Genomic DNA, 12120 nt, shown 5'->3' with positions numbered 1-12120 from the left:
GACGGATGCCTCGTCCCGCACCTCGCGTCGGCACGAGGCATCCGCTCCCGCCCGGCCGGGGGTTCCGCGATCGGCCGTCGTTCGTAGACTGGGGTCGCGAGGAGGTGCCATGCGCCCACTGACCGAAGACGACGTGCGTTCATCGTTCGCGAACGCTTCACCGGACGACCTGAGGATCGTCGCGCTGCCGACCGACTTCCTGCTCGCCGACTGGGATCACCTCGACTTCTTTGCGTGGCGCGATCCGCGCACGCGCGGACGCGGATACCTGATCGTCGAGGTCGAGGGCGAACCTCGCGGTGTCGTGCTGCGCGCGGCCGAGGGCACGTCGAGGGCGCGGTCGGCCATGTGCAACGTGTGCCACACCATGCAGCCGGCCGATCAGGTCGCGATGTTCACGGCCCGCCGTGCGGGCGCTGCCGGTGAGCACGGCGACAGCGTCGGGACCTACATCTGCACCGACCTTTCGTGCCACGAGAATGTGCGGCTCGCGATGCCGCTCGCGCCCAGCGAGGTGCGTGCGAGCGTGGATCTGCGCATCGACGGCACCACCCGGCGCGCCGTGGCCTTCGTCGATCGCGTTCTCGAGAACGCCGAGGTGCGCCGATGAACCGCATCGTCGTGGTCGGCGACGCGCTCATCGACGAGCTGCGCGACGACAACGGCGTGCGGGAGTTCGTCGGGGGTGCGGCGCTCAACGTGGCGGTCGGTCTGACGCGGCTCGGCGTGCCGGCCACCCTGCTCGCGATGGTGGGCGACGACGAGCCCGGCTCGCACATCCGCTCCTACCTCGGTGACTACGGCGTCGAGCTCATCGAGACGCCGTCGCCGCTGGGCACGGCTCGCGCCGTGAGCACACGCTCCGGTGGCGGGGAGCCCGAGTACGTCTTCAACGCGGCGTCGCAGCAACGGCGCATCCGCTTCGGCGAACGGGAGCGAGCGGCGATGGCGGATGCCGCGCTCGTCGTCGTGAGCTGCTTCGCCTTCGACGACACCGCGCAGACGGACGAACTGGCCGACGCGATCTCTTCCGCCGGGGCGAGCCTCGCGATCGATCCGAATCCGCGATCCGGGATGATGCGCGATTCCGAGGAGTTCGTGCGCGGGTTCGAGCGGCTCGCGGCGGGTGCGGCGCTCGTCAAGGTCGGCGAGGACGACGCGGCGCTCCTGTACGGCGAGACCCTCGACGCGCTGCGGGCCCGGCTCGTGGACCTCGGGGTCGGCGCCGTGCTCGCCACGCAGGGCGCGTTCGGGGCGACGATCGAGGCGGGTGAGCTCGTGGTCACGCACCCGATCTCGAACCTGCCCGGGCGCATCGTCGACACGATGGGCGCGGGCGACGCGGCCTTCGCGGCAGCGGTGGCGGCGCTCGCCGGGGGTGCCCCGTCGAGCGAGGAGGAGTGGGCCGCAGTGCTGGCCTCGGCGATGGATGTCGCGGCCGCGACGTGCCGGTTCGAGGGTGCCCTTCTGCGCACGGCAGCGTCGCTCGAGTCGCTCGATCTGGACCGCATCGGCACCTGATCCAGACCGCCGGTATTCCGATTTCGAGCACTGCCTCGCACAGCGTATGATTGTGGATCGCGCCTCCGGTCGTCTGTCAAAGTCGGACGGATGCGCCTGGCGAGTTACCCAAGCGGCCAAAGGGATCTGACTGTAAATCAGACTGCTCAGCATTCGGGGGTTCGAATCCCTCACTCGCCACCGAACGACTGAAGGGCTCCGCGAAGCGGGGCCCTTCAGTCGTTCTCTGGGCACGGCGGGATTCGGGGAGGAGCGAGCGCAGCGAAGCACCGGAGTCCCTCACTCGCCACACACCGCGAAACCCGCGGAACGACGCGGAAAGCCCCGACCGGTCTAGTACCCGGTCGGGGCTTTCTCTTTGCCTGCCTCTCACGCATCTCTCACGCCCGGCTTGGCTGCGACGGCCGCGGCCGCCGACCAGCGAGGGTACATCATCGTCTCGCAGAGCGCCGCTCAGGAGGTTGGCAACGCCACCTTCTACCCCACCGGACCGATATCCGATGACACGCTGGTGGTGATCCGGGACAGCAGTGGCGCGCTTCCGAATGGCCTGACCGTGGAGTCCCTCGATAGCCTCGTCGCGGCGGAGCATGCCGGACTGACCCACGATGACAGCATCGAGTTCAACGCAAGCGATGCGAACGCGCAGACTTCCTCCGTTGTTGCGGCCGTAGGTGAAACGTACCGGGCGTGGTCTGCAACCAACTCCGGCTGGTCGCAGGGCTTCACGGGAAACACCATGATCGGCTTCACCGACGATGTGCGTGCGGGCTATTACTTCTACACGGCCGCCGGGTACAACCAGAGGGCCTCCGGCAACGGTCTCGGGTACTACAAGGGTTACAACGGCAGCGTCTTCGGCACGTGGTCCAAGTGGTACTACGTCGGCATCGCCAGCTCAACGGGCGCCGGCGCCTCCGTGCCGTGGGGGAAGGTGGCGGCGGTGGAGAGGTTCCGGGCTCTCTGCACTCAGACGCAGACCTGCTGGGGCAAGTTCATCTAGCACCAGGCGTATCAGGGTTGCGCAGGTCGGCGCGAGGCGCCCGGCAAGTCGATTGGGTCGAGCGGCAACGGTCTGCCGATCTGCGAGGTCGGTGCGGGGTCGTTGAATGGATGCGTCGGTCTCGTGCGCCCGAGGTGTGCGTCCGAGTATCCATCGGAGGCGTACAGCTCGGGCGCGGCCGCTCTGCGCGGAGGGCGACGGGAAAGGGCCGAGATGAACGCGATTGCACACCCACTTGCGAGCACCACCGCCCACCACGGGATGTCCCACCTTGCGACGATCGAGACGAGATAGAGACCGAAGCCGCCGATCACCACAGCCGCGATCGCGATCCGCCTCCAGATCAGTTGCGCCATGCTCGACCCTAACCCCACGGTCGAGGATGGACAATCGGCTTGGCTGATGAGAGGGAGGGCTGCTGGCCGTACGCGGCGGCGAGCGAGAAGATGGGGCGGAAGATCGGAGACGCCATGCCTCAAGGGTCGTTCCACGGGGGGACACCCCCGCCCGTCGCGAAAGGGAAGCCGCTCTATCTGCGGTGGTGGCTCATCGTCATCGTTGCGGTGCTGGCGCTCTGGGCGATCGGCTGGGCTCTCGACCTGGGCAGTAACGGAGGCCGAACTTCGTCGCCGGCGGCGACGTCCGCCGACGAGGAACCTGACGGCGGGAAGCCGCCGTTGCCGACCGAGGACGAGATCCGCGCCTATCTTTCGAGTGAACTCGGGCAGCACGCACTCCAGGACGCGTGCACGATCGACAACATCGCTTGGGCCTGCAACGTGGAGTCTCTGGAGCCAGTGAGCGTGGCAGAACTCATCGTCACCATTACCCAACCCTCCAAGGGCTGGGAGGGGGTAGAGGTGGCGCTGGCGATTCGGAACTTCGTGGGTGCAGGCTCGGATTCCCCCATGCCGCAGCTCAAACGCGTAGTGGTGATCGACCCGTCCGGCGAGGAGCTGGGCCGGGCGGAGTGACGGGCGTGACCATTCCTGGCGCGGTGCCGGACTTCGTCTTCCGGATCGACCCGGTCCTCTGACTGGGCAGTCCCCGGCGGCGCCTCTTCGTCTCAGTCCCGTCGACGCGGCGGGATCGTCGGGAGGTGAGTGCTGTCGAGCTCGACCTCCTCGAGGGGAGCGACGAAAGTCTGCCGGCGAATCAGCGACGGCTCGATCGACGTGACGGCGTGCGCCCCGCTCATCGGTCGGTCGACGGCGGTCGCCCTCGCGGGTCGGTAGATTCGTGCCCGCTTCTTCTGATCGGCCCGCTGCGTGTCGACGATCAGCTCGTCCTCCGCGCGGCACCTCTCGCACTCGTCGTTGGAAACGGTCCGCCGATAGTTCGGGGACCATCCGCACGTGTGCTCAGGGGGTGGCGGGTCGCGGAACATAGGTCGAGGCTAACCGCGGCGCGAGCGCGTGTGCCTCGACCGTCGCCGGATCGATACAGTGCTCGCATGCCGTGGACTGCGACCGGAACCCTCACCGCCCACCCCGTGCTCCAGCATCCGTCGCTCGTCGCCCCGCCGGTCGCCGCGGCGCTGGAGCGACTCGATCCCCAGGTCGCCGCGACCGTCGGCGTGACCGAGATCGACGCCGAGCTCGCCGACACGGCGGCCTTCTGCGAGCGGTACGGCGTGGCGCCGGAGGCCTCTGCGAACTGCGTGATCGTGAAGGGCAAGCGCGGCGGCGACGTGAGGTTCGCGGCCTGCATGGTGCTCGCGACCACCCGCGCCGACGTGAACGGGGTCGTGCGGCGGAGGCTCGACGTGCGATCGGCGTCGTTCGCGCCGATGGACGAGGCGGTCGCGCTCACGGGGATGGAGTACGGCGGCATCACTCCGATCGGCCTTCCCGCGGACTGGCCGATCCTCGTCGACGCCGCGGTCGCCGCCGCGGCCGAGGTCGTCATCGGCGGGGGAGTGCGCGGCAGCAAGCTGTTCCTCCCCGGGAGCGCCCTTCTCGCACTGCCGGGAGCCGAACTCGTTGAGGATCTCGGTCGTCCCATCGGCTGAGGCGCGCCGCACCGGTGCGTGCGAGGATGGGCGTGCGGGCTGTCGTCCGCGATCGAGAGGAACGTCATGACCGTGCCTGAGACCTACGAATCCGCACCGCAGCCCACGGCCGGCGCCGGTCCTTCGTCGCTGGTGCGAGCAGCGATCTGGGTCGCGATCGGGGCTCTCATCGCCGCGGCGCTCGTCTGCGTCGTCTGGGTGCTGATCGGCGGTCAGAACGACATCGTGGGTCGCGCTTTCCTGACGATCCTGCTGCTGGTCGCTTTCGCCGGTGCGACGATCCTCGATGCCCATCTCGCGCCCCGTCGGCCGGCATGGTTCGCGCTGGCGAGCATGGGGGCGTGGATCGCGGCGCTGCTGATCGGCGCCGTCATGATCTGGATGCCCGAGCGTTACTCGTGGGGCGGCTTCTCGCGCTTCGTGCAGTTCCTCTTCATCGTGCTGATCCTGCAGCTGGTGCTGCTGCACGTGCGCCTCTACCTGAAGGCGTTCCAGCGCTACGACACGACCTTCACCCGTTCGGTCGCCATTGTGACGATCATCCTGGTCGTCGCTCTGGCGACGCTGCTGATCATCCCGCTGATGCTCGGCGAGTACCTGTGGTTCCCCGACATCTACTGGCGTGTGACCGTCGCCGTGGCGATCCTCGCCGCGCTCGGCACCGCGCTCATCCCGCTGGTGAATGTGCTCTTCGCTCCGAAGAGGCCCCGCGCCGCTGCTCCCTACGCTGCGCCCTACGGCGCCGCGCCGGTTCCGTACGCGCCGCAGCTCGGGGCGCCTCCGGCCCCCGCGCCGGCGGCACTGGCGCCTGCTGCTCCCGCCGCGCCCACGCAGCAGGAGCTGCTGCCCTGGCCGACATACGTCGACGGCAGCACGCCGCTCCCGATGCTGCCGGACGGCTCACCCGACTGGGGCGCCTACTACACCGGCTACCCGACCCCCGGCGCGCACGTGTTCGTGGCTCCCGAGCACGACGCGGCGACGTCGCAGACGGATGCCGCGCCCTCCGCAGCCCCCGGGTACGAGGGATTCCCGCCGCCGCCCCCGCTCCCGCCCCGCCCGTAGTCCGGCCCCGGCGGCCGGCGCCGTCCGGCGTCAGCCGAGCAGTTCGAGCGCGGCCATCGCGGCGTTGTGGCCGCCGAGGCCGCTGACGGCGCCGCCACGGCGCGCACCCGAGCCGCATACCAGCACCCGCTCGTGCGGGGTCTCGACGCCCCAGCGCTGCGCCGACGTCTCGAGCGGAGCGTCGTCGTCGGCCCAGGGCCACGACAGCGGTCCGTGGAAGATGTCGCCCGCGATCATGCCGAGCGAGTCCTCGAGGTCGGCCGTCGTCCGGGCCTCGATGCACGGCGTGCCGTCCGGCGCGTCGAGCACCACGTCGGCGATCGGCTCGGCCAGCACTGAGTCGAGCGAGCGCTGGGCCGCTGCGAGGAGTGCGGAGCGCGCGGCATCCGGATCCTTGCCGTCGACGAGGCGATGCGGCACCTGCAGCCCGAACAGCGTCAGCGTCTGCGCACCCGTCGCGCGCAGGTCGGCGTCGAGGATCGACGGATCCGTGAGCGAGTGGCAGTAGATCTCGGCCGGAAGAGGACTCGGGATGCTGCCGCCCACCGCCGCGTCGTAGGCGGCGTCGAGCTGGGTCATGGTCTCGTTGATGTGGAAGGTGCCGGCGAAAGCCGCCTCGGGCGCGACCGTCGTATCGCGCAGCCGGGGGAGCCGGCGCAGCAGCATGTTCACCTTCACCTGGGCGCCCTCCGGGGCGTCGGATGCCGGCGCGGACTCGTCCATCAGGCGTGCGAGCACGCTCAGGCCGACACCGCTCAGCACGAGCCGCGCCTGCACGATCGCTGCGCCGTCGGGCCCCTCGAACGTCACCTCGCCGTCGGGAGAGATCGAGGTCACCTCGGTGTTCGTGCGCAGCTCGGCACCGGCGTCGCGCGCGGCCCGCTCGAGTTCGCCGCTCACGCGTCCCATGCCGCCCACGGGGACGTCCCAGTCACCGGTCCCGCCGCCGATGACGTGGTACAGGAAGCAGCGGTTCTGGCGCAGGCTCTCGTCGTCTGCCGACGCGAACGTGCCGATCAGGGCATCGGTGAGCGCGATGCCGCGGGCGATGTCGCTGTCGAGGGCACCGCGCAGCATCGCACCGAGGGGCCGCTCGAACAGGTCGTCCCACAGTTCGGCGTCGCCCAGCGCATCGCGCACGGCGGTCCGGCGCTGCAGCGGCGCCGTCACGGTCGGGAAGAGCTGCCGCGCGACCGGAGCGATGCGGTCGTAGAAGGCGGCGAACCGGTCGGCCTCGGTCGTGCCGCCGGTGACCCGGGAGAACGAATCGGCCGTGGCGACGGCATCCCCCGTATCCACCAGGATGCCCCGCGACGGGTCGCTCGGATCGGGCGTATAGGAGGAGTACCGCCGACGCTTGAGGTCGATGCGCAGGCCGAGGTCGTCGATGACGCGTCGGGGAAGCAGGCTCACGAGGTACGAGTAGCGCGAGAGGCGCGCATCGACGCCCGCCCACGGGCGCTCCGAGACCGCGGCGCCTCCGACGTGGTCGAGGCGCTCGAGCACCACGACGGACTTTCCCGCACGGGCGAGGTAGGCGGCGGCGACGAGGGCGTTGTGCCCGCCGCCGACGATCGCGACGTCGTGGGTGGCGGAGTGGACTTCAGCGACCATCCCCCCACGCTAGCCCGGCCGATGGCCGGCTCGGCACGATGAGCAGGACGGATGCCGCGTCCTCGCCGCTAGCGTGGAGGCATGAGCCTTGCACGCGAACTCGAAGCCCTCGCGATCGACATCGCACAGGATGCCGGGGCGCTGGCGAGCATGCGCCGGCAGGAGGGTGTCGCGATCGCGGCGACCAAGACGGCGCTCGCCGACATCGTGACGCTCGCCGACCGTGAGGTGGAGGCGCTGATCCGCGCCCGGCTCGCCGAGGCCCGCCCCGACGACGGCTTCCTCGGCGAGGAGACCGGCGCGGACCGGGGGAGCTCGGAGGTGACGTGGGTCGTCGATCCGATCGACGGCACGGTGAACTACGCCTACGGCATGCCGCAGTACGCGGTGAGCATCGCGGCGGTCATCGGCGAACCGGTGGCGGGGCGATGGGAGGCGATCTCGGCGGCCATCTACGCCCCCGTGCTCGGCGAGGTCTTCCATGCGGCGCGCGGCGCCGGCGCGTGGCTCGGCGATCAGCGGCTGACGGTCAACGCGGAGGTGTCGGCCGCGGGCGGCCTGCTCGCGACCGGGTTCGGGTACGACCCGGCGACGCACGCCGGCGACCTCGCACGCGTGGCGCGGGTGATGCCGATGGCTCGCGACCTCCGCCGCGGCGGGTCTGCCGCGCTGGACCTGGCGTACGTCGCCGCGGGGCGACTCGACGGGTACTTCGAGCGGGGACTCGCTCCCTGGGACCACGCGGCCGGTGCGCTTCTGGTGACGGAGGCGGGCGGCGAGTACACCTTCATCGCGGCCGATGACGAGAATCCGCGGCCGCTCGTCGTGGCCTCGTCGCCGTCGATCTTCGAGCGGTTGCTGCAGCTGTCGCTGGACGACGAGAGCCTGGAAGTTCCATCAGAATGAATGGAGATGCGGCGACTTTCCACAGCCGTACATGGCATTCTCAGGCCACCCGAGGTAGTGTTTACCCGATCGTTACTTTCGCCCCCCGAATAGCGGAATGATCACTGCCCAACGCCCGAACCGTTGCCTCCCCCAGCGACACGACCGAGAGCTTCCGCTTGCCTCTTGACGCCCCGATGGCCGAGCCTGCGCCCACGCGCCGGTCGAGCCGCATCCCGTCCGCGCCTGCACAGGCGTCGTCGGAGACCCTCGGAGCATCACGCGCGGAGCTGCGTCGCCGGGCAGCCGCCTCCACGGCAGAGCAGCCCACGGTCGTCCTGGGCACTCCCGCAGACGAGAAGCGGAAGGATGCCGCAGCCGATGCACCGGTTGCCGTCCAGCCGTTGACCGACCTTCCGGCTGCGCCTGCACCCGCCGCGATCGAGCTTCCCGCGACGCTTGCGCCACTGAGCCGTCGTGCCCGCCGAGCCCCTGTGACCGCGGACGCTCCCGCGCCGATGATCGAGACGGTGCTGACCCCCGCGGAGCCGTTCGAGCTGCTCGAGCCCGTCGTCGCGCCTGAGGCGTCCGACGAGCCCGTCGTGCTCGAGGTCGTGGAGGAGCCCGTCGCAGAGCCGGTCGCCGAGCGTCCGGTCCGCCGCCAGCGCGCGCCGCGTCGCCCGATCGCCGATGCACCCGCTGACGAAGCCCCCGTCGAGGTCGAGCCCGACGTCGCGGCCCCGATCGACGAAGCCGTTCGTCCTGCGCAGGCGCAGGACGCGGCATCCGCTGTCGACGCGTTCGAAGCCGCAGCCCGTCTCTTCTCCTTCACCGGCGAGTTCGCCGTGCAGCCCGCCGCCGAGGCCGTCAAGGCCACCGTCGACGGCGAGATCCTCGGGGCCGACGCCGGCGACGAGAAGCTCGCGGCGGCGCACAAGGCTCCGCGCAAGCGTCGCACCAGCCGTGGCACCGCCTTCAAGCGGGTCACGGCTGCATCGTTCTCGGTCGGCGTCATGGGCATCGTCGGTCTGATGACCGTCGGCATGACGACCCCCGCCGAGGCGGTTGCTGCCGCGAGCGGAGCGGACGCGTCGATGATGTCGGTCGTGGCTCCCGGTGACACGACGAGCACCGACATCAGCCCTGACGAGATCCAGGCCTACGTCGCACCGGCCACGGTCGAGGCCGAGACCCTCGACCGCAGCGGCAGCTACGACACGACCACGGTCGCCGAGCTCGCAGGGCAGGCGGGCATCCGCAACTTCTCGTCCCTCTTCCACAACGACCCGAACGCCGCCATCCAGTGGCCCTTCGTCGTCGGAGTGACGATGTCGTACGGCTTCGGCATGCGCGACGGCAAGCTGCACAAGGGCATCGACTTCACACCCGGCGCCGGGTCGCCCATCCAGGCCATCGCCGACGGCACGGTGCGTGTCGCATCCGAGGCCGGCGGGGACTACGGCGTGCACGTGATCATCGACCACGTCATCGACGGTCAGCTCATCTCGAGCCACTATGCGCACATGCAGTACGGCTCGCTTCAGGTGGTCGCCGGACAGAAGGTCACCGTCGGCACTGTGCTCGGCCACACCGGCAACACCGGACGCTCCTACGGCGCCCACACGCACTTCGAACTGCTGGTCAACGGCACTGTTCCGATCGACCCGATGCCCTGGCTGCGCGAGCACGCCGGAGGCTGACGCCGATTAAGAGAGGGCCAGTTGCTCTGGTATCCTCGTCTAGTTGCCCGCATGCGGGCAGCACGCCCCGATAGCTCAGTGGCAGAGCACTTCCATGGTAAGGAAGGGGTCGTCAGTTCAATCCTGACTCGGGGCTCGCAGCATCCGCTTTCGATCGTCGGATGCCGTGCGGCAGGGTAGCTCAGTTGGTGAGAGCGCACGACTCATAATCGTGAGGTCGCGGGTTCAAGCCCCGCTCCTGCTACAAGAAGAAGCCCCGGTTATCCGGGGCTTTTCTCTGGTTCTGGGGTCCCCGTGCCGGATCGTCTGCCCACGGCTCGCCCAGGCCCCTCACGTGCCGATTGTGGAGACCAGCACGCCGCCCTCGGCCGGGAGTACCCGCCAGACGCTGCCTTCGCCTTCGACCCGGAGCCCGCCATCGCCCACGATGAGAGCCGTGCGCTCGTCGATGCCGAGCCCGCCCGCGATCATCCCGGATTCGACCGCGGCGACAAGTCGGGACAGCATGCCGCGCTGGGCCACGTGCACCTCGATGGCCACGTCGACCAGGCCGATGCCGGCCTCGATCTCCAACTCGTCGCCCGCCTCGCCGGGGTCCTCAGGTGAGACGACCACACCGCCGATGCGGGAGCCGCCTCCGAGCGAGCCCTCCGCCGCGATCATCGCGCCGGCGGAGATTCCGAGGAAGGGCACACCGTCGGCGACAAGCCGGCGCAGCTCGCCGAACACCGGTTCAAGCCCGGCGCGCACATCCTCGACGACGCCGCCGCCCACGGCGATGCCGTCGACGTCGGCGATCGCGGCGAGTCCGATCGGCTCGCCGGGACCCCCCGCGGTGAGATGCAGCTCGATCGCGGTCCCCGCTGCGGCGTGGGTCAGAAGCTCGCCCAGGGCCGCCGCCTTCTCTTCGGCTTCGGGGTGGAGTGAGATCACGGCGATGCGCGGCCGCGGGCGGCCGGCGTGGCCTGCCCGGACCGCTGCTTCAGCGACGAACGGCGAGTGGAGCGCGGCATCCGCGATCGTGGTCGCGCCACCGCCGATGAGGTGCACGCTCACGCGGCGTCACCCCCAGCGGCAGATTGGTCCCACAGGGCGACTTCGCGGCGGGTTCCAGCGACGCCAGTGCCCGCGTCGTTCGAATCGAAGGTCATCCGAGGAGCCTACGCGAGGTGGCATCTAGGGGGTTCCCGCTCCTGCACGACGGTCCCGCGTCGCTTGTCGGCCGCTCAGTCAGCGTCTTCCGCACCTTCGCCCCGCAGGCGGGGATCGACGTGGACCTTCGGGCCCGGACCCGCGTTCGCGCCCCGCCGGCCATCGAAGCGCGCAGGGACGTCTTCGAGCGAGACGACCTCGCTCACCAGGGCATCGGGCACCACCGAGCCGTCCGCGAAATGCTCGATCGCTCCTGCGAGCCCCGGGGACGCCGACAGGATGCCGACCGCAGTGATGTCCTTGAGCGCGATGTCCCGGCTGTCGACGAGGCTGGGCGTTGAGGAGAGGCCGATGTAGACGACTCTGCCGGCGGGCTTCGCGAGCCGGACCGCCAGCGCCGGCATCCGGCCGTTGCTCGTCGCTTCGATGACGGCGTCGAACCGGTCGGACTCCGACGTCGCGAGCTCGTCGAGCTGCGAGGTGTGCGGCACGCCGAGGGATCGGGCCAGCGCGAGCGAGCCTTCGCGGACGCCGCCGACGTGAACCTCCGCTCCCTCGGCGAGGGCGAACTGGGCGGCGAGCAGACCGATCGTCCCCGACCCGAGGACGAGCACCCGGTGCCCGTCGCGGATGCCGGCGGCGCGAACGGCGCGGAGGGAGTTGCCGCCCGGCTCGACGAGCGCCGCGGCCGCGAGGCTCACATGCTCGGGGATCTCGAAGGCGAAACGCGTCGGAATCAGCACCTTCTCGGCGAGGGCACCCGCCCAGGAGCCGCGGATGCCGACCTCTGCCCGGTGCGGGCACGCGTGCTGGTTGCCCGCGAGGCAGTACTCGCACTGCCCGCACCCGAGCATCGTGTCGCCGGTGATCCGCTTGCCGAGCCACCCGTCATCGGCGGCGTGGCCGACGGCGACGACACGGCCGGTCCACTCGTGGCCGAGCCGGAGAGGGAAGCTCGTGTGCCCCTGCTCGAGGTACGCCATCTCGCCCGTGTACAACTCCACGTCGGTGCCGCAGATCCCCACGCGCTCGACGTCGACGCGCAGCTCCCCAGGGGCGGGAACCGGGTCTGGCACCTCCTGGACCGATGCCTGGCGCGGCGCCGTGACGACGAGGGCGCGCATCAGACGGCGGCCGCGGAGCGGGCAACGACATGCTGCATGTGCGTG

General features: G+C 70.3%; 13 protein-coding genes and 3 tRNA genes. 11 read left to right on the top strand and 5 right to left on the bottom strand.

Going from position 1 to position 12120, the window contains the following annotated elements; genetic code table 11:
* The first annotated feature begins 109 nt into the window (after positions 1 to 109).
* From ASD93_RS10075 to ASD93_RS10060, 4 genes are all read left to right on the top strand, one after another.
* Entirely contained in the window at positions 110 to 610 is a 501-nt protein-coding gene (locus ASD93_RS10075; RefSeq protein ID WP_056121868.1) for an FBP domain-containing protein, read from the top strand.
* Positions 607 to 1521, top strand: coding sequence for a PfkB family carbohydrate kinase (locus ASD93_RS10070; protein WP_056121866.1), 915 nt, complete (start codon positions 607 to 609; stop codon positions 1519 to 1521). The genes ASD93_RS10075 and ASD93_RS10070 overlap by 4 nt, the downstream gene beginning before the upstream one ends.
* Positions 1522 to 1619: 98 nt before the next feature.
* Positions 1620 to 1701, top strand: a tRNA-Tyr gene (locus tag ASD93_RS10065).
* Positions 1702 to 1912: 211 nt separating this feature from the next.
* Positions 1913 to 2524 (top strand): hypothetical protein, encoded by a 612-nt coding sequence (locus tag ASD93_RS10060; protein WP_056121864.1) that lies wholly within the window; start codon positions 1913 to 1915, stop codon positions 2522 to 2524.
* Positions 2525 to 2535: 11 nt separating this feature from the next.
* Here ASD93_RS10060 and ASD93_RS15925 read toward each other — a convergent pair whose 3' ends face one another.
* Positions 2536 to 2880 (bottom strand): hypothetical protein, encoded by a 345-nt coding sequence (locus ASD93_RS15925; RefSeq protein WP_157536925.1) that lies wholly within the window; start codon positions 2878 to 2880, stop codon positions 2536 to 2538.
* Between the two features lie 39 nt (positions 2881 to 2919).
* Between ASD93_RS15925 and ASD93_RS10055 the strand changes: the two genes are divergently transcribed.
* Entirely contained in the window at positions 2920 to 3498 is a 579-nt protein-coding gene (locus ASD93_RS10055) for a hypothetical protein (protein WP_056121863.1), read from the top strand.
* A 92-nt stretch (positions 3499 to 3590) separates the two neighbouring features.
* Here the strand turns inward: ASD93_RS10055 and ASD93_RS16250 are convergent, their stop codons facing one another.
* Positions 3591 to 3722 carry a hypothetical protein gene (locus tag ASD93_RS16250; protein ID WP_268777955.1) on the bottom strand — a complete coding sequence of 44 codons (132 nt, stop codon included), beginning with the start codon at positions 3720 to 3722 and terminating at the stop codon, positions 3591 to 3593.
* A 255-nt stretch (positions 3723 to 3977) separates the two neighbouring features.
* Here ASD93_RS16250 and ASD93_RS10045 point away from each other — a divergent pair, with 255 nt between their 5' ends.
* Together ASD93_RS10045 and ASD93_RS10040 are read left to right on the top strand one after the other, a co-directional pair.
* Positions 3978 to 4535: a YbaK/EbsC family protein gene (locus ASD93_RS10045; RefSeq protein ID WP_056121860.1), complete on the top strand. Its 558-nt coding sequence runs from the start codon at positions 3978 to 3980 to the stop codon at positions 4533 to 4535.
* Between the two features lie 66 nt (positions 4536 to 4601).
* A complete protein-coding gene (locus tag ASD93_RS10040; RefSeq protein WP_056121858.1) occupies positions 4602 to 5600 on the top strand; it encodes a hypothetical protein in 999 nt (332 codons plus the stop codon).
* Positions 5601 to 5630: 30 nt separating this feature from the next.
* Here the strand turns inward: ASD93_RS10040 and ASD93_RS10035 are convergent, their stop codons facing one another.
* Positions 5631 to 7214 carry a phytoene desaturase family protein gene (locus tag ASD93_RS10035; protein WP_056121856.1) on the bottom strand — a complete coding sequence of 528 codons (1584 nt, stop codon included), beginning with the start codon at positions 7212 to 7214 and terminating at the stop codon, positions 5631 to 5633.
* Positions 7215 to 7295: 81 nt separating this feature from the next.
* Between ASD93_RS10035 and ASD93_RS10030 the strand changes: the two genes are divergently transcribed.
* The 4 genes from ASD93_RS10030 (at position 7296) to ASD93_RS10015 (ending at position 10043) form a co-directional block, all read left to right on the top strand.
* Positions 7296 to 8120 (top strand): inositol monophosphatase family protein, encoded by an 825-nt coding sequence (locus ASD93_RS10030; protein ID WP_056121854.1) that lies wholly within the window; start codon positions 7296 to 7298, stop codon positions 8118 to 8120.
* A 176-nt stretch (positions 8121 to 8296) separates the two neighbouring features.
* Positions 8297 to 9799 carry a M23 family metallopeptidase gene (locus ASD93_RS10025; RefSeq protein ID WP_082569274.1) on the top strand — a complete coding sequence of 501 codons (1503 nt, stop codon included), beginning with the start codon at positions 8297 to 8299 and terminating at the stop codon, positions 9797 to 9799.
* 64 nt (positions 9800 to 9863) lie between these two features.
* A tRNA-Thr gene (locus tag ASD93_RS10020) sits at positions 9864 to 9935 on the top strand.
* 34 nt (positions 9936 to 9969) lie between these two features.
* Positions 9970 to 10043: transfer RNA gene (locus ASD93_RS10015), tRNA-Met, on the top strand.
* A gap of 86 nt (positions 10044 to 10129) precedes the next feature.
* Here the strand turns inward: ASD93_RS10015 and ASD93_RS10010 are convergent.
* Together ASD93_RS10010 and ASD93_RS10005 are read right to left on the bottom strand one after the other, a co-directional pair.
* Positions 10130 to 10855 carry a Type 1 glutamine amidotransferase-like domain-containing protein gene (locus ASD93_RS10010; RefSeq protein WP_056121850.1) on the bottom strand — a complete coding sequence of 242 codons (726 nt, stop codon included), beginning with the start codon at positions 10853 to 10855 and terminating at the stop codon, positions 10130 to 10132.
* A gap of 170 nt (positions 10856 to 11025) precedes the next feature.
* Positions 11026 to 12075, bottom strand: coding sequence for a zinc-dependent alcohol dehydrogenase (locus ASD93_RS10005; RefSeq protein ID WP_056121848.1), 1050 nt, complete (start codon positions 12073 to 12075; stop codon positions 11026 to 11028).
* Positions 12076 to 12120 lie beyond the last annotated feature (45 nt).

Origin of the sequence: Microbacterium sp. Root180 (assembly GCF_001428485.1) — a bacterium.
In the GTDB taxonomy this organism is placed as follows: Bacteria; Actinomycetota; Actinomycetes; order Actinomycetales; family Microbacteriaceae; genus Microbacterium.
This window is presented reverse-complemented; position numbering and strand designations above follow the sequence as displayed.